This window comes from Bradyrhizobium ivorense, from assembly GCF_900696085.1.
GTDB lineage: Bacteria > Pseudomonadota > Alphaproteobacteria > Rhizobiales > Xanthobacteraceae > Bradyrhizobium > Bradyrhizobium ivorense.
Genome location: NZ_CAADFC020000013.1, coordinates 155,937 through 177,118 on the forward strand (window position 1 = coordinate 155,937; position 21,182 = coordinate 177,118).

The following is a 21,182-nucleotide window of genomic DNA, read 5'->3' on the forward strand; positions in this document are numbered from 1 at the left end:
TTCAAATGTCGACAGCGCCCCGGCTCGCACTCGGGCACCGAGCCCCTGCAGTCAACAGATGCCAATAGAATGTCCGTTGAGGGTCAAACTCGGAAGTCGGAACGCGCACCCGTAACGTCCGCTTCACTTCCCGACACCGGACTTTCGATAGCCAGCGCGGCACTTCCGAAAAGGGCCAAGAGGCGACACTCAATCCACCTTTCCAGCACCCCTGCGGAGCAGATCAAATGAAAAACGGGCTCAAACAAGGTAGTCTGCAAACAAAAAAGTCGCGCCGACAGAATGGGCGCGACCTTTCTCGGCATCGCAGAATTCGAACAGGAATGAGGCCGTCGATTACTTCTCTTTGATAACGGTCGTGCTGGTGCCACTAGTGCTACCAACAGTGCCTTCGTCGCAGACTTTGGTCTGTTTGATGCGGTCTTCAGCTTCCACGCGGCTCTTGAAGGCCATTGGACCGATCTGCGTCACGACTTCCTTGTCCGCCGGGCGCGTGGTGGTAATCGTGCAGCTACGGCTGGGTCCTTGTACGACGTAGTACTCATCAGCCAGTGCTGGGGCGGCGCATCCAATGATTAGTGCGCCAGCAAGAAGTAGGGGTGCTTTCATTGTCGCCTCTCTATTCAAGTACTGCCGAATAGAGGATGAGCGCGACGAACAGAAATCCGCGTGCTGCTGCGAACTCGACTAGATTGCCGCTCATCGTTCAGTCCTCTCGGCGGTTCTGTAACTCGCCCGATAGCTTGGAGTTCCCGGATTTTTGGTGCGACCAGCACCAAACCAGCCGAGGTTGGTTGCAATGGTGCAAAGGTCCTGAGGTCAGCTCTGGGTCTTGGCCGTGTAAAAACGACGTTAAAGGGGTCGATTCTGAGCCTGGAGCGCAGAGGCTACCCTGCGTAGCGCCAGGCCATTGTCTTTGCGGAAGTCCGCGATCGTCTTGTGATCCGGGGCGAGCCGGCCCAGCAGCCACATGACCTCGACATTGCGCCCAGCCTCTCGTTCAAGCCGCCGGTTCGACTGCACCCGGTTCAGATAGCCGTAGATATAGAACTTCAGGAGAGCCGAGGGATGGTATGACGGCCGACCGGTCGCTGCCGGTTCCACCCCTTCGAAGCTCATCTCAGCCAAGTCGAGCGTGTCGACAAACACGTCGATCATCCGAACAGGGTTACCCTCATCAATGAAATCGTCGAGGCATTCGGGCAGTAACGTCGACTGCCTCCGATCTGCCCCCGCAACGAAGCGCTTCATTAATTCCCCCGTAGAATCACGAGAGAATCATAACAGCGGCACGGCGTTTTCACACAGCCAAGGTCAGGAGCTGACATTGAGCCCGGCCTTGCCCTAGGTCCCCTCCGCCCCTGGAAGCGGGCTCCCTCGGCTCGGGCCAGAAGCAGACCAACTGATTTTCACGCGATAGAGACCCGGCTCAGAATACCGAAAGCGACGCAAGCCATTCTCGCCGGTCGGACCATTTGCTAACCTAGTCGAGGGCTAGAATGCATCTCGCCGACCGGGAGGTCGCTATGACGTTCTCTCGTCGAATTGCTCTGCGCCTAGGCTTCAGCACCTTGATGGTGTCGGCTTTCGTCCCGAAAGCTAGGGCTCAAGCATACCCAGTACGGCCCGTGCGAATGATCGTGCCGTTTGCTCCTGCCGGGACCACAGACATCTCGGCCCGCCTGATCGGCCAGTGGCTTTCCGAACGGCTAGGCCAGCAATTCGTTATTGAGAACCGAGCGGGGGCCAACGGCAACATTGGAACGGAGGCCGCCCTCAGAGCTGGTCCTGACGGCTATACGCTCTTGATGGTGGATGCGTCTCCTACCATTAATGCAACCCTGTACGAAAAGCTCACTTTCAATTTCGTTCGGGATGCCGCTCCAGTGGCAACGGTCGCGCGCGTGCCGTTCATTCTCGTAGTCCATCCATCAGTACCTGCAAATACACTGCCAGAGTTCATCGCCTTCGCGAAAGCCAATCCGGGCAAGATCAACTACGGATCGGCCGGGCGTGGCAGTACGCTCCATGTGGCAGCTGAACTCTTCAAGATGTTGGCCGCGGTCGATCTTGTCCACGTGCCTTATAAAGGCGGCGGCCCCGCGATTACCGACGCTATCGGCGGGCAAGTGCAGGCGGTGTTTATTCCTGCGCCTGCAGGGATTGAATATGTCCGAGGCGGGCAACTGCGCGCACTCGGCGTATCAAGTGCCAATCGGTTTCGGACGTTACCGGACGTGCCTTCCATTAGCGAGGTCATATCTGAGTACGACGCGGTCACGTGGTATGGGGTGGTTGCGCCGCGCGACACCTCGACGGCAATCGTTCAGGCGCTCAACAAAGAGATCAATGCAGGACTAGCTGATCCAAAACTGCAGGCACGTTTCGCCGAGCTTGGCGCGGAAGTATTCCCCGGATCACCAAGCGATTTCAGCAAGCTCATAGTCTCTGAGATCGACAAGTGGAGCAAGGTGATCCGAACCGCAAACATCAAAACGGATTGAGGCCTCTGCAACGATCGCAGGGCCACTTTAAGGAACTCTTTATCGGCCTATCCGGAGAACCCCGGATAAATCAGCTTCAGTGTCATAGATTTTCGTCATGCGGGCCACCCGTTTTAGTGCGCCTATGGTCCACTCGACCTCCTCCGCCAATGTCCGATGATGTGCGGCCAGTTTCCACCCGGGATGCGACCGATCGACCGGCGGACCGGCCGGAACGTTCAACCAGGCACGCGCGGCGTTCGAGGCGGAATGGGCATTGCTGCTGCCGCACTTCCAAGCTTGGCGAGACCAACGCGATTGGACGGAGCGCAAGCAGGCGATGTGGGCGCCCGGCGAAAAGCTGCCTTCTCAACAACCGTCGTCGCTGATGCGCTGTCGCTGCGGCGCGGCGTTTGATAGCCACCGGCCGGCCGATAACCAGATCCACACCCCGCACATATACGCTGCGCAGAAGCGCGATGGAATCCGACGATGAAGATGAAGGACGAGCGCCCCTACTCCGACCCCGAGAGAGCCGCCCGGAGGCTCATGGAGCACGCTCGGGCATTCGAGCCTGTCCAGGACGGCAGGATCTATATCGAGAAGATCAACTATCCAATGATCTGCCAGGACAAAGCGACGCCGGCCGAATATTGGGCTGGCCTGCAGTACGCAAAAGATCAGGGCTGGCTCGAGTATCACGAGAGTGGAACGTTCGTGAGAATGCTGCACGCCGGTAAGGACCTGTTCGCCTAGAGCCTCATCCGCGGCACACTCCTTCGGAGTACCTAATTTTCCCGCGCCCAAGGCCGTGAACCTTCGCCGCACCTCACACGTATTAATGTCTTAATGTCCGCCAGGATTTTGCGTTCCCTTCCTGGAACCGGCGCCGACCGCAAGTTATTTAAGCGGTCGGCGTTGTGTTACGGGCTCCGCCAATTTCGCAACCAGGACGGCTGGCGGCGTATCTTCCGGGCTAGGCGGGACGCCGAAGCCGTCCCAATCACGAGCGCTCCCTCTGGAGCGCCGCTCGCGACGAAGAGCCTTCCCGCCCTTCTCCTGCCCCCACGGAACAAGCCATGGAACTCTTGGCTTCGTTGTGCTTTTTGATTCCGTTTTTGTGGCAGCAACGTCAGCTTTGGAGAGAGGAGTCATGAAGCGACGACGCCGGGTTAAACAGATTTTCCCCCTTGAAGAATGCCTTGCCAGAGAAGCCCAAGAGCTAGCCAGCAGGCCAAACAGCTTCCCCCATGTCGCGAGCGAGACGCACTGCTGACAAGGGCGCGGGAGGACGAAACCGCAGCTCATTTGACCGAGTGGCTGACCTCGGCCGGCCAGGGCGCGTGGCCAAGTGGTAATGTTGCCACTGTTTTCCGACATCGCGACGCCGCGCTCCGGTTAGCGCTTGTCTCTTCTCCAGATCTGGTGTGCGATCAAGTTGACCAATCTCGACTGACGCGGGATTGGCCATGCGGCCTCAGCAATCGCCTCCCGGACCTCCAAGGGTTGCTGAGGCCTCTTCGTTTGGATTCAGCAAGCCAACCCCTGATACAATCTCCGGGCATCGGGCGAAGTCACGTCAGCTTTACTGCCAGACTATCATCTCGGTTCCAAATTCTTTGCAACCTTCAAATGACACGATCAATTGTCTCGACACCACCGGCCAAGGCTCAGTCCGTTGGCGTCGGTGGCTGAGAGACCAAGTGCGCTCCCGCCCGCGTTGAAAGGGAGCGTGACTCGATGGAATATCGAGGCATTGTCCTCGGCATTCTGCAATCCATTCCGAATGGCGGGCGTTGGCAATTCGAGCTTAATGGCACCTCTAAAAGCGGTCAGGGCTTTAGCCGTCAGAACGCGGCGCATCGGGCCAGGAAAGCGATCGATGCCGCGATCAAGGACACGCCTGCCGACCGCAGCGCCTGGCACATCGGCCAGCGCGTTTCCTGCAAAAACCACGATGAGCTTGGCATCGTCGTCGAGGTCAACGGCCAGGTGAAAGTGAGGTGGGACGGCGGCCGGACGAGCTACTTCAGCCACGACGACAAAGCCAATGTCGAAATCGCTCCCGCCCAGCCGGGAGCAGCGCCATGAAAAAGCGGCGGCGTCGTCATAGGCAAACTCAATCATTGGAAGCACGGCTCGAGCACGAGGCGAAAAGCCTGCACGAGGAAGTAAGAGTGCTTCCTCCATGCGCACAAAGGGAAGCCCTACTGAGGAAGGCGCGGCAACACGAGGTCACCGCTAATTTGACAGAGTGGCTGATGTCGCCCGGCCTAAGGCCGCCGACCTGAGAACGCTCGAAATGACCACGCTCAACCACCAGCGCGTGATGGAGCTACTGGAGATGCTACGCGAGCGTCGGGCAACTCTGTGCAACGCATGTGATCTATTTCGGGAACAGCTTGTTCCGAATGTAGCGTGAGGTCGCCGTCAGCCTGATCCCGCGCAGCTTTCGCCAGGCAACCTTGTCAATTTCCTTCTTGTCGCCGATCTTCAAACGACCTGAGGCCTTCTTCGCTACGAAGATCGAGTCGCTCATCCTTCGACCAGTTTTCCGGTTCTTGCCCTTGACCTCTTTCCACAGAGTTACCGCGCCAAGCTTGAGCTTGGGTAACTCCTCGCGGATTTCGCGCTGAAGGCATTTTCTATCGCTCTCCCCTCCCCGCTTGCGGCCGCCGGGAAACATCCAGAGCTTGTCGCGCCGTCGCCTGACGAGCAGGATCCGTCCCTTCTTTGCTGCGACCAATTTTGACGCCTTCGTCATGTCAGTCAGCCAATTCAACCAGAACCGGTTGATGATCGGATGCATCAGTCTTGCCGTTGACGTCAATACGCTGAACGCGACTGGTCAAATCCTCCGTCGCGAAGATAAAGTCGCGGCAGTCCGGGCCGTCGGTCCACTGTACGTGATCGTAGATTCCGCAGGTCGGTGAGCGCGGTCGACCCGGCTGCCCGGCAGTCCATGCGTCGCGATAGTTCAGGCCCGGCCGGCTCGACCGATCGATCAGCGCGTGCTGGGGATCGCTCACGTCGAAGTTGAAGTCGCCACACATCAGGCTCGAGGCGGCGACCGTCTGACTTTCGTACGCCTCGTCGGGATTTGTGGTGGGGACCTTGGGACTGCTCGAGGCATCTTCCTGCAAGTCCAGCAGGCGCGTGATCTGCGCCTCGCGCTGAGTGACCGAATGATATTCGAGATGTGTATTGACGACGCGAACCGCACCGAAGGCCGCCATGACCGTCACCTCTACCGCGCTACGCCGCATGCTACGCACGCTGCCGGCGCCCGGCCAGGGCAGGATATGGTTGTTGATCTGCACGACCGGCAGGCGCGAAAGGGTCATGTTACCGAAGCGATGCAATGCGCCGTCCCGATCGACGGTTTCGATCGCCGGCCTGAATATCGGCATGTAGCCCGGCAGCAGCTCAGCCAAGGCTCCGCTCTGATCGCCACCGCCGTCGTACTTGGAGAAGTTCGAGCTTACCTCCTGGAAGCAGAAAACGTCCGCATCCATCGTTTCTCTTGCGACGGCGACAATCCGCGCGAGATCGGTCACGCCGTCGCAGCCCTTGCCGCACTGAATGTTCCAGGTGAGGAGACGCATCATCGGATACCTGCACGCATGAAGGATTGGACGAACTGTCGCTGGAAGAGAAGGAACGCGATCAGGAGGGGCGCCATGGTCATCACCGTTGCCGCCGTGATCACCGACCAGTCCACCCCAGTCTCAGGCGCACCGAACACCGCAAGGCCAACCGTGAGCGGCCGCGCCTCGACCGAATTGGTGACGATCAACGGCCAAAGAAAGTTGTTCCAGTGGTAACTGACGGAGACGAGGCTGAAGGCTATATAGGTCGAACGCGCCAGCGGGACGTAAACCCGCCATAAAATTCCGAGCGGCCCCGCGCCCTCGACCCGGGCAGCCTCGACTAGCTCCTGCGGGACACCCTTGAACGTCTGCCGTAAGAGAAAGATGCCGAAGGCGCTGGCGAGATAGGGCAGCGCGATCGCGGGGATGGTGTCCAGCAATCCAAGTTTGGCAATGGCACGGTAGTTCTCGACGATCAGAACGTCAGGCATGATCATCAACTGCAGCAACACTAACGCGAAGGCGATGCCGCTGCCCCTGAACTTGAAGCGCGCGAAAGCGTAAGCCGCAAGCGTCGACAGAATAAGCTGCCCGACCAAGACAAATGTCACCAGGACGATCGTGTTGAGGTAATAGCGGGCGAATGGCGCTTGCTTCCAGGCGCGGACAAAGTTCTCCAAAGTCCACGGCGCGGACGGGCTGAATGATGTCGCATAGGCGGCCGGATGCAGCGCGCTCCAGAACGCATAGGCGAGCGGCGCGAGCCAGACCAGAGCCAGAAGCCATGCCGCTACCGCTTCGACTGGATGCGTCCGGCCCCTCATTGATAGTGGATCCTTCGATCGAGATAGCCGAATTTGACCAGTGCGACAGCGCTCAAAAGCAGCAAAAGCACGACTGTCAGCGTCGCCGCGTAGGACGAGTCCTGGAACGCGAAAGCGACTTCATAGATGTAGTAAAGCAGCAACGTACTGGCGTTGTTCGGCCCGCCCTTGGTCATGATGACGAGATGGTCGACCAGCTTGAACGAGTTAATAACCGCATTGATCGCCACGAACAGCGTAGTCGGCATCAGCAGCGGGAACGTGATGCGGCGAAAGGTGTACCAGCGGCTGGCGCCTTCGATCGCCGCTGCCTCGTCGAGATCGGGCGACAGCTGCTGGAGAGCTGCGAGGTAGAAGATCATGAAGAAGCCGGCCTCCTTCCAGATCACCATGACGATCAGGCAGCCCATCACCGTCGAGGGATCGCCGAGCCAATTCCAGCCGCCGAGCCCGAACACTCCGCGCAGCTGATCAAGCAGACCGTAGTCCGGTGTGTAGAAGAACAGCCAAATGTTGGCGACAGCGATCATCGGCAACACCGTCGGCGTAAAATAGGCAAGGCGCACGAAACCGCGGCCGCGCATATTACGATTGACCCAGATCGCCATGACAAGCGCGAATGCAATCGAGGTCGGGATGGTGCCCAGCGCGAACCAGAAATTGTTGATGAGCGCCTTCCAGAAGATCGGGTCGGCCGCCATCGCCTGATAGCTGTCGAGGCCGACAAACATCTCCGCGCCGTTCCGTTTGGTGATGAACAGCGAGCGCCGGATCGTCGCCAAGATCGGGTAATGGGTGAATGCGACCAGCAGCACCGCCGCGGGCAACAGCAGCAGCCACGCGTTCACAGCATTCCACCACGCCTGCGATCCGGCGCGGCGTTCAGGAGTTGGCAATGAGGCTGCGGTGTCGGTCATCCCCGAGGAAAGCGGGATGGCGGCGCACCACCCCCCGCCGTTTTCCTTACTTCGAGGCACGCAGCACGCGATCGGATTGCGCTTGCGCAGCAGCCAGCGCCTCCTGCGGCTTTTGCGTGCCGGTAACGGCGGCCTGCACCGCATCGTTAACGAACTTGTAGATACGGCCGTTCTCATGGACCGAGAGCTCCGGCACAGCATGCTCGAGCTGATCGCGGGCAACGATCGCCTGCGGGAAGCCCTTGGCGTACTCCTCCATCGCCTTGGTCTTGTAAGCGGCAGGCGAGACAGCGACGTAGCCGGTCTTCATGCTCCATTCCGCTGCGCGTTCCGGCGCCGTCATCCACTGAATGAACTTGACCGCAGCCTTTTGCTGTTCGGGTGACGCGCTCTTGAAAACATAGAAGCTGCCGCCGCCGGTCGGAGATCCTCGCCGCTCCTTGGCCGGCAGCATGGCAACGCCGAGCGGGAATTTCGCGCCGTCCTTCACCGCCGTGAGATTTCCGGTCGTGTGCCACATCATCGCCGTCTTGCCTTCAAGGAAGTCGGTGCGCAGCGTGGCCCAGTCGATGCTACCTGCCGGCATAACATTGTGCTTGCGCGACAGGTCGACCCAATAGTCGAGCGCACCAACCGTCTTCGACGCGGTCAGATAAACCTCTGTACCGGCCTCGTTCATCATCTTCTGGCCGTTCTCGATTGCCAATGCCTGCAGCATCCAGTAGCCATAACCGGTAGTGGGAATTTCCACACCCCAACGGACGGTGTTGCCGGAGCTGTCCTTCTTGATCAGCTTCTTCGACATTTCAGTCATTTCGTCCCAGGACGCCGGCGCTTTCTCCGGGTCAAGACTGGCCTCCTTGAAGGCCTCCTTGTTCCAGTAAAGCACGATAGTCGAGCGCTGGAACGGAATGCTCCAGGTCTTGCCGTCGATCCGGCCATTGGCCATGAATGCCGGATAGAATTCCTTGAACCACGCCTTGTCAGCCACGAGATCGTCGAACGGGACGATGGCGTTTTCATCCATCAGCGTGAACACGTCGGTCGACAGCAGAACTGACAGTTGCGGCGGTTGGCCGCCCTTCATAGCGGTCATCGCCTTGGTCATTGTATCCGTGTAGTTGCCGGCATAGACCGCGGTGACCTTGATGTCGGGATTGTCCTTCTCGAAACGTGAGACCATGTCGTCGACGATCTTCGTGACCGGACCGCCGACCGCGACCGGATAGTACATGGTCAGATCCACTGCAGCCGCCGGACGGGTGGCGCCCATGGACAGGACGGCAAATGCCATTGCCATCAAGATTGTTCGTCGAGCAAACATCCTAGTCTCCTTCGTTATCCTCCGGCCGTTGTCACGCCGCTGCTATTGGCCCAATGAAGCCAACCGGTCCGCCTTGATCGCGTTTTCGTTTTCCAACCGGGCTTCCGAGGTGGGGTTGAACCAATGTTCGTGCCGCGCTTCCCAGGCGATCGTGATATCCTCGCCCGGGTGAGCCTTGCTGAAGCCGTCAAGCCGGACCGAGATGGATTGTCCGTCGAACTCGCACAGCACAATGCTGTCGGCGCCAAGATGTTCGACGGCCTTGACGCGCACAACATGGTCGGCGCCCGAGACGATGCGGATGTGCTCGGGCCGCACACCGATGAGCCGATCGCCCTGGCGCACCAGATTCATCGGCGGCGTACCGACGAAGCGCGCGGTGAAGGCGGTGGCCGGCCGATTATAGAGCTCTTCCGGCGTACCGTTCTGCTCGATGCGGCCGTCGCGCATCAGAACGACACGGTCGGCCATCGTCATGGCTTCGGTCTGATCATGGGTCACGTAGACCATGGTCATGCCGAGCCGCTGCTGCAGCGCGCGGATCTCGGTCCGCATCTCGTGGCGCAACTTGGCGTCGAGGTTCGAGAGTGGCTCGTCCATGAGGCAGACCCGCGCTTCCGCAATGATCGCCCGTCCAAGCGCGACGCGCTGGCGCTGACCGCCGGACAATTGCGACGGCTTGCGTTCGAGCAAATGGCTGAGACCGACGATGTCGGCGACGCGCTTGAGCCGTTCGTCCCGCTCTACACGCGAGACGCGCCGCACCCGTAGGCCGAACACGATGTTCTCAGCGACGCTCAAGTGTGGAAATAGCGCGTAGGACTGGAAGACCATCGAGATCTTCCGTTGAGCCGGGCCAAGATGCGTCACGTCGGCGCCGCCGATCGTGATCCTGCCGGCATCGGCCTCCTCAAGGCCCGCGATCAGGCGGAGCGTGGTCGATTTTCCGCATCCGGAAGGGCCGAGCAGCACCAGCAGCGAGCCCTCGTCCGCCGTCAGGCTCACGTCATCGACGGCCCGCATCGGTCCCCAGCACTTGGAGACGTGGCTCATTGTGATCGCCGACATGGCCACTTCGCTTTCGATGGCTGCGGTCTGCGCAAGATGTCGTCGCGCAAACGCGTTGCGTCCTGCCCCCACGGAGCAGCGCAAGGTCGGTCATGACACGCAGAGCGATCCATCCGTGTCCCTCCCCCGTGACCACGCAACATTCACTCGGCGTAGCGGCTATTTTGGTTCATATGAACATAGTGTGACAGCATATGAAATAGAAATTTGCTCCGGGGATGTTCGAATGATACTTTTGGAGGACACGGAGAGCCAATGCTCAGCACCCCCGCCGAACGTCAGGCCCACATTCTCGAAATTGTGCGAGGCGAAGGTTTCGCCTCGATCGAGCACCTTGCGACACGGTTCGACGTGACCCAGCAGACTATTCGCCGCGTCGTGAATGCACTTTGCGACCAGGGGCTGCTGCGGCGGATCCATGGTGGTGTCAGCCTGCCCGTCCAGAACCAGAACCTCGCCTATGGTAGCAGGCAGGGATTGAACGCCGACGCCAAACGATGCATCGCGCATGCAACCGCGAAACTTATCCCCGATGGCGCGTCGCTGATGATCGGGCTCGGCACGACGCCCGAATATGTCGCGCAGGCACTCTCCCGCCGCAATGATCTCCGAGTGATTACCAACAGCCTGAACGTCGCCGCGGCGTTTGCGCTCAATCCTGACGTGGAAATTACGATCGCGGGCGGTACGCTCCGCACCCTCGACCGCGATATCATCGGCGAAGCCGCAGCTCGGTTTTTCTCGGGTTTCCGTGCCGATTTCGGGATATTCGGCGTCGGCGGGGTTGATCTGGATGGCACGCTGCTCGATTTCCATGTCGATGAAGTCAAGGCTCGGCAATCCATAGCGGCTAATTCGCGAACGATTGTACTCGTGGCGGACATCACCAAGTTTGGGCGCAATGCTACCGTTCGAGGCGGCCATCTCAACGACTGCCATCATCTCGTTATCAATGATCAGTTGCCGGCGGCGTTTCGGCCGATCGCCGACAGATATGGTGGTCTAATCCACACAGCGAAGGACACGGGCACGCTTAATGCGGCCGGCAATTGATGCAAGCTGGACGAAGGCAAGGTAGTTGGCGGCACGCAACCATTCGTACAGAACTGAAGCGAGCTTATCGCGACTTTTGCTCATCGGTGCTTGCCTACGATCGTTCCCTTCAGAGCTATGAATTTGAGAATGGGGCAGATAGCGGACCGAGCGGGGATCGCAGGGCGGTCGGCCTAATCAACATTGCGCTATCTCCTGATGAGGAGTGCAGAAAGCGCGCTGACCGCGCACAGGCATGCGACGACCGGAAAGATGATTGCCGTGTTACCGGTGTGATCCATGAAGCGTCCGATGAGAGGTTCGCCAATTCCCGCGCAGGCGTAGGAAATGAAATTGAGGACGCCTGTCGCGGTGCCCGCCAATCGCCGGCCAAAGATGTCAGGACACAGCGCCCAGAACGATGACGCCGGACCAAACACAAAAAAGCCGCAGAGGAACAATCCTGCAATGCCGATCAGGCTGCCGTGGGGCACGAACTCCATCGCGAGCGCGATGGTTGCTGCCAGCACCATGTACCAGATGATTGCCAGATAACGTCGCGACCTGAACAGAATGTCCGATATCCAGCTGTTCGTCGATGCACCTAGCGCCATCCCGACCGGCAGCGCAACCGTGATCCAGACCGGATCGATGATCGTCGAAGCTGATTTCCAGTTCGGTCCGAGAAAGTGGACAGGGACCCAGACCAGCAAGGCGTATCTCGCAGCGTTCTGAAATCCGATCGACAGACCAGTCGCGTAGAGCCGCCAGTTCGAGAGAACGGCGCGATACCGCGCTCCGCTCGTCTTTGTGTCGACGTCGCCGGCGACTTTCGTCTCTTCGGGCGATTTCTCATCGGCAGGCCCTCGGAGGCCGAGATCCTCGGGACGCTCGCGCACGACCAGGAACGAGGTGACGCCACCGAACAGCATCAGGAACACGGACAGCCGGAAAATCCAGCGCCAGTCCAGCCCAAGCGAGCCAAGAATGACGATCGGAATGAAGTAGGCGAGAACCGAAGAAAATCCCGACATTCCGACATAGAACGAATAGACAAAGCCGCGATGTTGGTGTCCCCACCAATTGGAAAGCAGCCTGCTGCCCGGGGCGAATCCCATGGCCTGGAAATACCCGTTCAGGCCCCACGCCAGCAGCAGGGCGATGAATCCATGTGACAGACTCGTCGCCCAATTCGCCGAGAACGACAGCACCGCGCCAGCAAGCATCATGACGCGTCCGCCCCATTTGTCGCCGAGATTGCCGTTGATCGACTGGCCAAGCGCATATGCCCACAGCATCGACGCGCTGACCCAGCCGAGCATTTCCTTGGATAGCCCGAGTTCCTTCTGAATGCCGGGGATGGCAAACCCGAAGGTCTGGCGTCCCAGGTAATAGAAGAGGTAGCAAAACGAGACGCCAAGCAGCGCCGTCCATTTGTAGCGCCGATACATCTGCGTCGCGGCCGTTTCGGTTGCGAACGCCCGTGCCGCGGCCTGCCCTGAATCGAGCATAAGTATCCTCCCGCATTTTTCTGTTCTTGGTTTAGTTCGTGCCGTTCAGTGCAAACTCAAAAATATCGAAGTTGCGTATGCGTTTGATCTGAGCGAGCTTTCGATAGGTATCGTTCAACGGATGCGAGAGGATGAAGGGCACGATCTGCTCGCTCAATCCGCCATGTGACCGAAGGCGATGCCCATCGAGCCCGCTGAGATCGTGCTCGGCTCTGGTCGAGCCGATGGTTGTGTGAGTGTCCCCGATTGCGACGAAATCCCCCTCGCGGTCGAGTGGCATTTCATAGCGGCTCGCGGCGCTCGGCCCGTCGAGGACGAGCGCCACGCCCGGAATGGCGGCCGCGGCCTCCATGACTTCGGCGAGATCAAGCTCCTGACGCAGGTAGACGCGAACAAAGGAGCCAAGTGCGCCGTGATGCTTCACGAATGGATCGGTGATCGGACAAATGACGCGGACCGCCTGCGAGCCGAGGCGTCGGTTCAGTTCTTCTTCGAGGAAAACCACGCGCGGTGTCCCATCGTCGTTCGCCTTGTCGTTCATCCCGTGATCCGCAATCAGTCCGACGACGGCGCCGAGTTCCGCAATGCGGCCCACCTTCCGGTCGACTGCGTGATGAAAGGCATCCGCCTCCGGCTCACCCGGACCATGCGCATGTTGAACCAAATCGGACAGTGAAAGATAGAGGAGCTCGGCTCGCCTCTGCTCGAGAAGCTTGATGCCCGCATCGAGGACAAAAAGTGACAGGTCGGGGCTGTACATATTCGGTGCCGGCCGCCCCACCAGCGCTTCGACATCCTGGATGCCGTTCTCTGCCATGGTCGCGCTTCCGCCCTTCTCGGATGAGAAGCAAATTCCGCTCTCCATCCGATGGCCGAGCATCTTGCGAAGCTTGTCCTTGGCGGTCACTGCGGCAACGCGAACCCCGGCGCGCGACATCCCGGCGAGGATTGTCGTTGCACGCATCGGCGTTGCATCGACGATCATGATTTCCTTGCCGGTCTTTCGATCGAGATAATAGTTTCCGGAGATGCCATGAACCGCCGGAGGCGCGCCGGTTACGATCGAGACATTGTTCGGGTTGGTGAAGGTTGGCATCGCCGCGTCGGCGAGGGCTGCGAACCCGATTTGCATCATCCGCGAAATATTCGGGAAGACCTGCTTCGCATTGCTGAAATTGAGATAGCGCGGGTCGCATCCGTCGAGGCAGATCACCACGGTTGGACGCTTCGGCTTGCCGTAGGCTCGCCCGTTGACTTCGATCATGATGGCTCCGTGTTCCAGCCGGGGGGCTGATAGCAACTCGGAGCCGAACTTAGGGAACGTCGAGCGGAAGCAAAATTGACTAATTCGCTACTTAATGTAACTTTTATTCCATGAAGCTCCGCGACCTGCCTCTCGTGTCGCTGCGGACATTCGCCGTCGTCGCGGAGTCCGACGGCATCGGCACCGCTGCCGACGCTCTGGGCGTCACCCACAGCGCGGTCAGCAAGCAGATCAAGCTGCTCGAACGCTGGTTGGGACAGGCGCTCTTTAGTCTCGAGGGACGGCGACTGGTTCTGACGCCCTTTGGCGTTGCTCTCTCGCGTGAGGTCGGACGCGCGCTGGAGGATATAGCTGGCGCCTGCGCATATGTGCAGCGCCAGCGTGAACGTCGAACGATCACCGTGGAGGCGCCGGCGACCTTCGCGATGTACTGGCTTTTGCCGCGCGTGAACCATTATCGCGCGCAGAACCCTCGGACCGACGTATGGGTTTCAACCCGCATGACCGGACAGTCGCCGAATTTCTCGGCGCACGATCTTGTGGTCACTCGCGGAGAAGCGGTGGCGACGCCTTCGCGCCTCAACGAACGCGTGCTGTTGTTCCGCGAGGATATGGCGGTGTTAACATCACCGAAATTACTGGCCTGCAAACCGCTCGTAAAGGCCGCCGACGTCAAGAGCCATCATCTGATCGAGTCGATGACTCGTCCGCATGACTGGCCGGCGTGGCTCAAGCGTGCGGGAGTCAGCGACGCGTTCGTGGCAGGCGGGCACCGTTTTGACCACCTGTTCGTGGCAATACAGGCGGTTAAGGATGGCCTTGGATCACTGGTGGCGCCACAGAATGTTCTTCAAGAGGCGATCGCGAGACTTGACCTGGCAAGCCCGTTTCCGGAACTAAAATTCTCGGGCGAATCCTACTTCTGTTATTGCGCTGCCAGTAACATTGATCCCGCCACACGGAGCTTCAGGGATTGGCTCGTTCAGGAGGCGACAGCGCAGGGTACCGACGGGTCCGCGACGCGGAGCCATGGGAGACGTTCGCTCTCGGCAACGTCGAAGCCCAAGCGCAAGAGATCCTGAACATCTGTTCTGGACTACAGCTAATGCACTGATGCCAGCAAGTGGCCCCACGACCGAGCTCGATGAACCAGTGCTCGCCCGATTCGATCTGGAAGCGAAAGCCTTAAACAGGGCGACCGGCAACCAGCCACTAGGTTCAACCAACAAGAACTCGCTCAAGCAACCAATATGTGCCGATCGCCGCGGCGGCGATGGAGGCGATGCGCGGCGTCAGCTGCGCAGCCCGCCCTTGCGACATCAGCGTCAGTAGCGGAAGCGCGATCACCACGAAGACAAGCTGGCCGATCTCGACACCTGCGTTGAATCCGACCAATGCGCGGAGCAAAGCTGCGCCCTTCAGTTCGAGCTCGCCAAGGGCAGACGCAAACGCAAGTCCATGCACGAGGCCGAACCCAAAGCTCCACATCCATCGCCGCCGATCCGGCGCGGCCACCAACAAGTTTTCCAGCGCAACCCAAATGATGGTCGCGGCTATAAGCGGCTCAATGATGCGTTCGGGGAACCTGACAAAACCGAGCGCTGCCAGCGTGAGCGTCACGCTGTGGGCGAGCGTGAAGGCGGTTACGATCTTCACCACCGACCAGAAGCCGCGCGCGATCGCGAGTAGCGCGAGAAGAAAGAGCAAATGATCGTAGCCGGTGAGAATATGCTCGACGCCGAGCTTCACAAAATCCAACCAGCCGGGCGCGACGGGACGGTCAATGTCGATGGCCGCCGTTCGTGATGTCTCACCGAAGACCACCTGCCGCTCGCCGTTCGACATGTGGATGTTGCCGAGGCTCTGATAATGTTCGCCAAGAAAACCGCCCCAGTCTTCTGTAACCGTGAGGCGGCCATGCCCAGGGTCGCAAGTGAAGCCGATCTCGATTGTCGCGCGGGTCTCGTTTGCACCGCCGCCACCGATGCGCACGCGTCCTGCGCGGCAGCGCGCGCCGCCAAGGTCGATCGTGACGCTCCTGCGCGCCGCTTCGGCTACCGCTTCGGCCGCTGAGCGATCGCGATTGGCGGCGGCGTTCAGCATGGAAGCCGACGCCTGCGGTATTTCGGGCAACGCGACAGAGAGCGCATAAAAGAGACGGTCACCGGACAACTCGATGCGGACCAATCCGGTGGTGGTCACGTGGGCCAAGACGTCGGCGCAGCAGGCGATTGCAAGCCAGAATGCAGTCCATAGTGCAAAACGCGCGCTCACGGCATCTTCCCCACCCGCTCCCACTCCTCGGCGACGAAACCGGGCAGCATCGCAATCTCGCCGCTTCCCTCGCGCCTGGCATAGTGCGACAGTCCGAGGACATTGGTCGCGCCGAAAGAGATGACGAAGGACGAAGCACCACTGCCGTTGACTACGACGCGTAGCCGGGGCGGATCCAATCCAAATTGCGCGGGGTCGACGCCTGCAGTCTCGGTCGAGCTCAGTACACGCTCCGGTCCCGAATTGCGCAGCAATCTGAGCGCGCCGTCAAGCCGCGCCGCGAATCCGGCCGTCGTCTCCCCCGCCGCCGCATGCCAGCCATCCTCCGCGCGGACAAAATGCCAGCGCCCCTCGCGTGTTTCCAATTCGACCTCGCGAACATCCTCAAGCCGGATCATCATCAGGCCTTTCGGCACAAACGGCTGCAACCCCGGACCGCCGCGACCGCCAGTTAATGCGAGTGCCGCCAGAAAGACGATGGCGCCCAGAGCAGCAGCGCTCCAGATCAACCGGTTCATCGCCGCAACCACCACATCGCGCCACCGGCGAAAGCGATCAGCCCCGGCATCAATAGAACAGTGACGATGAAGATGCCGCGCATCTGCTCGCCCGTCAGCGAGACGGTCGGCAACACTTCCACGGGCGGCTTCATGGTCGGCGCTCGCTCGTCATGCGTAAGCCAGGCGAGTGCGGCGAGCACAACGTCCGAGTTGGCCAGATACGGGAAGAATGAGTTGGAGGCGAAATCGGCGTCACCAGCCACGACCATGCGGAATATCGAGGAGGCCGTTTCGTTCAATTGGCCTTCGACGGCGACAGCGATAATCCTCGATGCGCGTAGTGTGGACACCGCAGTCGAATCGTTACCCAAGCGGTCGGCGATGACGTAAGCCTCGGAGCTGCTGACCGCCAGTGGCGTCAGCTTGAGGCCGGCCGTCGGTACCATTTCGAGTGGGCGGGCCCCCGGATAGAACGACAGTGTCAGGCCGCGCGTGATCGGATGGACACCATAATGTGACACGGCAATCATCTGTTCGTCAGTGAAATAGTGCTCCTTGGGATCGACGATCACGCCATTGCCAACCTTGATGCCGGAAGTAGCGAGCAGCGCGGCAAGGCTGTCATCAAGCTCATAGTCGGGCTCGATCAGAAACATCGCAGAGCCGCCCCGCTCTAGATAGCGGCGCATCAGCTCGGTCTGGCCGGGAGAATAGCGGGTGCGCGGATTGGCTTCGACCACAACGCCGCAATCGTCCGGGATCGGCTGGCCGGTTGCAAAGGAGATCTTGCGCGCGGCAACGCCGAGCTTCTCGATCGCACGTCGTAACCGGCCGATCCCGTGCTGCTCCATCTGCACGACCGCCGAACCCGAAGCGTCGTGGCTATGGCTGTGAGCACCTTCGAAATGGGTATGGAATTCGAAATTGTCGATGTCGTATTCGCCGTTTCCGGCGGCAAAGCAGATCACGACCTCGCGTCTGCGCAACAGACGCAGCACGCCGAGCGCGATCTCGCGATCATCTGTCGTCACGACTTCGATGCGGCGTTCGCCCGACCGCAACACGGCCGAATTGTAGGTACGCACGCCGAAGCTGGAGGCGAGCGCGGGGTTCTGGTCGGCGTCGATCAGGCGGACACGGAAATTCCCGTTATCCCGTTCGAGCTGCCGCAGCATAGCGCCAAGGGCGACCGCGCCGGGATTCTGCTTCTGATAGAAATAGGCAATGTCGATCGGTTCGGCGAGCCCGCGCACCACCTCACCGGCTTCCGCAGAGGGCGTAAAGGCCTTCTCGCGCGTGAAATCGAGATGCGCGTCGTGACGGAACAGCGCCACGTTGGCGAGGATCACGACGGCGACGGCGACGGCGCCCACCAGGGCAGCGGAGACAGCACGGCTGGCATAGCCGAGCCGCACCGGCAGCTTTAGGCCCGCCACAAACAATAGCGCAAGCGCGGCAATCACGCCTAAAAACCAGACGATATTGATTGCCTCGGATGCCTGCATCATCGCTGTGCAAGCCTCCAGGTGGTCAAGAACAGCGCGAGCATGCTTGCGGTGATGAAGTAGCCGATGTCCGAGACGAACACCGAGCCTGACACCATCGGCTTGAAATGACCGATCAGGGACAGGTTGAGGGCGAGGCTGTCGAACGGCGGCGATAGCAGATAGGACACGGAATCGGCAAACCAGAGCATCAGGAAGATACCGATCGACAGCGCCGCCGCGACGACCTGGTTTTCGGTGATGCTTGACATCAGCAGGCCGACCGCAACCAGGAGCGAGGCATGCAACGCGAGCGCCAGATAGCCAGCATGGATTTGTCCCCAGTCGGGCTCGCCGTAACAATCGAGGATCACCGCATATACGAGCGAGAGCGCAAAGATGCCGAGCACGAGTGTCAGCGTGGCCGCATATTTGGCCAGGACGATCGAATGTTCCCCCACCGGCGCAGTTAAGAGCAGCTCGAGCGTCTCCGACCGCCGCTCCTCGGCAAAGCTGCGCATGGTCAGCACCGGCACCAGCAGGATCGACAGCACATACATCTGGTGAAAGATGTATTGGAGGTTGGCGACCTTGGTCGCAAACAGCGTCAGGCTGAATGTATAGCCGAGCACGAGCAGGAAAACCGCGGCCACCGTGTAGCCAATCGGCGACGTCAGCGTCGAGTTGAGCTCCTTGGCAAAGAGAATGCGCAGCGTTCTCATGTGAGCGACAGGAACCAGGCTTCGAGGTCGGGAGTATCTGCCATTGCGCGGACGCCCAGGAGGCGCCCGTTGAGCAGTACCGCTACCCGGTCACAGGTCTTCTCGACTTCGCTGAGAATGTGGGAGCTTATCAGCACCGTGTGGCGCCCGGCCAGCGAGCGGATCAGCTGCCGCATCTCAATGATCTGGCGTGGATCAAGTCCATTGGTAGGCTCGTCAAGTATAAGGATGTCCGGATCGTGGACCAACGCCTGGGCGAGCGCAGTCCGCTGCCGATAGCCCTTGGACAAGGCCCGTGTCGGCTTGTCGGCAACAGCGGACAGCGCAAGCCGATCAACGATGCGTTCGACGGCGCCTTTGACGTCCCGCTCGGGCACGCCGCGCAGCCGTGCCATGAAGGCCAGGAATTCTCCCACCCGCATCTGCCGGTACAGCGGCGCTGCTTCCGGCACATAGCCGATGTGCCGCCGCACCGCGATTGAATCGCCGACGACATCGTGGCCTGCGACCATCAAGCGGCCCGCCGATGGCAGGAGATAGCCCGCAAGCAGCCGCATAAACGTGGTCTTGCCGGAGCCGTTCGGACCCAGCAAGCCAAAGACTTCCCCGGCGTGAACGTCGAGCGTGAGCCCCTCCAGCGCCGATACCGGCCCGTAGCGCTTGCTCACATTGGACGCGGAGATCGCTGGGGCGTGATCCCTCTGGATCAACGCATCACTAGGCGCCGCGTACATTGCCGAGATGGTCATGCAGCGTCCCGAACAAGCAAGTGCCTTCGCAGGAAAAGTGAATCTACGGCCCCGCTTCGGGAACTCGTCCTGAGGACCGGCGCGGGCTCTCAAGAGAGCGTCCCGCGCGGGCTTAAGGCTCAATCATAGAACTCTGGCGCGTGCTTGGTGGCCTTGAAAACCTCCGGATCGTGCCCGTAGAAGATCTGGGCATTGTTGGCGTCGCGAACCAGCCGAATGCGCTGGTAGCTGCGATAGGCATCGCTCGGATTGAACGTGCCCGGAATCGGCGGGATCAGGTTCTTGTCGAGGTTCTCTTTCAGATAGACCACGTCGCTGGTCAGAATAACGGTACCCGTCTTGGGCAATTTGACGGTCACGAACTGGCTGCCGGGGGTATGGCCGGGAGCCCGCATCACGCGTACCGAACCGTCATCGAACAGATCGAGGTCGCCCTCGAGGCGGATGATGTTCATCTTCTTGGTGTCGGCGAAGTCGCCCGGAATATAATAGAGCGAGTAGCCGACATCCGGCCACCAGGCGGCCTTCAGTTCGTCGTTCTGGGCAACGAGCGTCGCATTCGGAAACTGACTGACATTCCCGCCGTGGTCGAGATGCAGGTGACCGACCACGACAAATTTAATGTCGTCAGTCTTCAGTCCGATCTTCTCGAGCTGTGCGGGAATGGCATCATCCTTTGTCATCTTGAGACCGAACCCCTTGGCGAGAGGTCCCCACCAACCTTCGGGATCGGTGATCGTTTTATCGTTGTTTCCCGTATCGATGATGACATTTCCCTTGGGATGTTTGAGCACGTAGAAGCTCACGGGCGCCCAATCGATATTGCCTTGACCCCCCATCTGCAGGGCCACCTTCGGGAAGCCCCCCAACGAACCCGACGTAAAGACGTATAGCTTGGGGCCCTCCTGCGCGGTGGCAGCGCTCGCAAGGCCGAGTGCGATAGCCAGACTCAATGCAATCTGCTTGATCGTCATGGCAATTCCTCCTGAGCCTTCGTTTTACGGGCCGTCTTTGTTTTACGGGCTGTCTTTGCAGCCACGGCTGCCTCGCCTGGCGCGGCCGGGGCGGGTAGCCAGTAAGAATAGTTTGGCCCTTTGCAAAAGCAAGTTGGTCCCGCCCGGCCCAAACGGGAATGTTTTTCCCCCACGGGGCCAGAGTTGAAAGAACGATACGGTTCAGGCGGTTCGCAAAACGACCCGGCAAAGGGCAGACCCATGTTTTTGCCGGCCAGTCTCGGCATCAACACGCTGCGCTGCACTCGTGACATCTCGGATGGGGGTAGAAGTCAGTCGTCAGTTCACGTTCTTTCCGCCTTTGTTTTCCCGTCCCGGGCTACGGCCTGTCCGCGATAGCCCAGCGCAATGGCACCGGGACCGGCGGCGCGTTCAGGCAATCCATGGCCCTTCAGACCTTGCCCGTCCGCCGCACCAGTTTCGCACC

At 60.1% G+C, this 21,182-nt stretch carries 20 protein-coding genes and 1 pseudogene; 5 read left to right on the forward strand and 16 right to left on the reverse strand.

Annotated elements, in window-relative coordinates; genetic code table 11:
- Positions 1–336: 336 nt before the first annotated feature.
- Entirely contained in the window at positions 337–609 is a 273-nt protein-coding gene (locus CI41S_RS43540) for a hypothetical protein (RefSeq protein ID WP_172628094.1), read from the reverse strand.
- A gap of 279 nt (positions 610–888) precedes the next feature.
- Positions 889–1,251, reverse strand: a pseudogene (locus tag CI41S_RS18430) (transposase); the annotation flags it as partial.
- A gap of 248 nt (positions 1,252–1,499) precedes the next feature.
- Here CI41S_RS18430 and CI41S_RS18435 point away from each other — a divergent pair.
- From CI41S_RS18435 to CI41S_RS18450, 3 genes are all read left to right on the forward strand, one after another.
- Positions 1,500–2,504 carry a Bug family tripartite tricarboxylate transporter substrate binding protein gene (locus tag CI41S_RS18435; RefSeq protein ID WP_244626581.1) on the forward strand — a complete coding sequence of 335 codons (1,005 nt, stop codon included), beginning with the start codon at positions 1,500–1,502 and terminating at the stop codon, positions 2,502–2,504.
- 471 nt (positions 2,505–2,975) lie between these two features.
- Positions 2,976–3,239: a hypothetical protein gene (locus CI41S_RS18440; RefSeq protein ID WP_139860956.1), complete on the forward strand. Its 264-nt coding sequence runs from the start codon at positions 2,976–2,978 to the stop codon at positions 3,237–3,239.
- A 984-nt stretch (positions 3,240–4,223) separates the two neighbouring features.
- Positions 4,224–4,574, forward strand: a complete 351-nt coding sequence (locus tag CI41S_RS18450) for a hypothetical protein (protein WP_139860957.1) — start codon at positions 4,224–4,226, stop codon at positions 4,572–4,574.
- Positions 4,575–4,869: 295 nt separating this feature from the next.
- On the opposite strand, the gene CI41S_RS18460 is transcribed toward CI41S_RS18450, so the two are convergent.
- The 6 genes from CI41S_RS18460 to CI41S_RS18485 form a co-directional block, all read right to left on the reverse strand.
- The gene (locus tag CI41S_RS18460; protein ID WP_139861089.1) at positions 4,870–5,247 is read right to left on the reverse strand and encodes an NUDIX hydrolase; all 378 of its coding nucleotides are present in this window, start codon (positions 5,245–5,247) and stop codon (positions 4,870–4,872) included.
- 1 nt (position 5,248) lies between these two features.
- Positions 5,249–6,091 (reverse strand): endonuclease/exonuclease/phosphatase family protein, encoded by an 843-nt coding sequence (locus tag CI41S_RS18465; RefSeq protein WP_244626582.1) that lies wholly within the window; start codon positions 6,089–6,091, stop codon positions 5,249–5,251.
- A complete protein-coding gene (locus tag CI41S_RS18470; protein WP_139860959.1) occupies positions 6,088–6,897 on the reverse strand; it encodes a carbohydrate ABC transporter permease in 810 nt (269 codons plus the stop codon). The genes CI41S_RS18465 and CI41S_RS18470 overlap by 4 nt, the downstream gene beginning before the upstream one ends.
- Positions 6,894–7,814 carry a carbohydrate ABC transporter permease gene (locus CI41S_RS18475; RefSeq protein ID WP_139861091.1) on the reverse strand — a complete coding sequence of 307 codons (921 nt, stop codon included), beginning with the start codon at positions 7,812–7,814 and terminating at the stop codon, positions 6,894–6,896. The genes CI41S_RS18470 and CI41S_RS18475 overlap by 4 nt, the downstream gene beginning before the upstream one ends.
- A 46-nt stretch (positions 7,815–7,860) precedes the next feature.
- On the reverse strand, positions 7,861–9,114 hold the full coding sequence (locus tag CI41S_RS18480) for an ABC transporter substrate-binding protein (RefSeq protein WP_244626583.1): 1,254 nt from the start codon (positions 9,112–9,114) through the stop codon (positions 7,861–7,863).
- Between the two features lie 66 nt (positions 9,115–9,180).
- Positions 9,181–10,206, reverse strand: coding sequence for an ABC transporter ATP-binding protein (locus CI41S_RS18485; RefSeq protein WP_139860961.1), 1,026 nt, complete (start codon positions 10,204–10,206; stop codon positions 9,181–9,183).
- 255 nt (positions 10,207–10,461) lie between these two features.
- Here CI41S_RS18485 and CI41S_RS18490 point away from each other — a divergent pair, with 255 nt between their 5' ends.
- Entirely contained in the window at positions 10,462–11,259 is a 798-nt protein-coding gene (locus CI41S_RS18490) for a DeoR/GlpR family DNA-binding transcription regulator (RefSeq protein ID WP_139860962.1), read from the forward strand.
- A 188-nt stretch (positions 11,260–11,447) separates the two neighbouring features.
- On the opposite strand, the gene CI41S_RS18495 is transcribed toward CI41S_RS18490, so the two are convergent.
- Positions 11,448–12,749, reverse strand: coding sequence for an MFS transporter (locus CI41S_RS18495; protein ID WP_139860963.1), 1,302 nt, complete (start codon positions 12,747–12,749; stop codon positions 11,448–11,450).
- A gap of 31 nt (positions 12,750–12,780) precedes the next feature.
- On the reverse strand, positions 12,781–14,013 hold the full coding sequence (phnA, locus tag CI41S_RS18500) for a phosphonoacetate hydrolase (RefSeq protein ID WP_139860964.1): 1,233 nt from the start codon (positions 14,011–14,013) through the stop codon (positions 12,781–12,783).
- A gap of 110 nt (positions 14,014–14,123) precedes the next feature.
- On the opposite strand from phnA, the gene CI41S_RS18505 reads away from it, so the two are divergent.
- A complete protein-coding gene (locus CI41S_RS18505; RefSeq protein ID WP_139860965.1) occupies positions 14,124–15,095 on the forward strand; it encodes a LysR substrate-binding domain-containing protein in 972 nt (323 codons plus the stop codon).
- Between the two features lie 136 nt (positions 15,096–15,231).
- Here CI41S_RS18505 and CI41S_RS18510 read toward each other — a convergent pair whose 3' ends face one another.
- The 6 genes from CI41S_RS18510 to CI41S_RS18535 all read right to left on the reverse strand — a co-directional run bounded on the left by CI41S_RS18510 (position 15,232) and on the right by CI41S_RS18535 (position 20,716).
- Positions 15,232–16,287: a HupE/UreJ family protein gene (locus CI41S_RS18510; RefSeq protein WP_139860966.1), complete on the reverse strand. Its 1,056-nt coding sequence runs from the start codon at positions 16,285–16,287 to the stop codon at positions 15,232–15,234.
- Positions 16,284–16,805, reverse strand: a complete 522-nt coding sequence (locus tag CI41S_RS18515) for a hypothetical protein (RefSeq protein WP_139860967.1) — start codon at positions 16,803–16,805, stop codon at positions 16,284–16,286. Before CI41S_RS18515 ends, CI41S_RS18510 begins: the two co-directional genes overlap by 4 nt.
- Entirely contained in the window at positions 16,802–18,295 is a 1,494-nt protein-coding gene (locus CI41S_RS18520; RefSeq protein WP_139860968.1) for a Gldg family protein, read from the reverse strand. The genes CI41S_RS18515 and CI41S_RS18520 overlap by 4 nt, the downstream gene beginning before the upstream one ends.
- On the reverse strand, positions 18,292–18,993 hold the full coding sequence (locus CI41S_RS18525; RefSeq protein ID WP_139860969.1) for an ABC transporter permease: 702 nt from the start codon (positions 18,991–18,993) through the stop codon (positions 18,292–18,294). Before CI41S_RS18525 ends, CI41S_RS18520 begins: the two co-directional genes overlap by 4 nt.
- A complete protein-coding gene (locus tag CI41S_RS18530) occupies positions 18,990–19,742 on the reverse strand; it encodes an ABC transporter ATP-binding protein (RefSeq protein WP_139860970.1) in 753 nt (250 codons plus the stop codon). The genes CI41S_RS18525 and CI41S_RS18530 overlap by 4 nt, the downstream gene beginning before the upstream one ends.
- A gap of 119 nt (positions 19,743–19,861) precedes the next feature.
- Positions 19,862–20,716, reverse strand: coding sequence for an N-acyl homoserine lactonase family protein (locus CI41S_RS18535; RefSeq protein WP_139860971.1), 855 nt, complete (start codon positions 20,714–20,716; stop codon positions 19,862–19,864).
- Between the last annotated feature and the right edge of the window lie 466 nt (positions 20,717–21,182).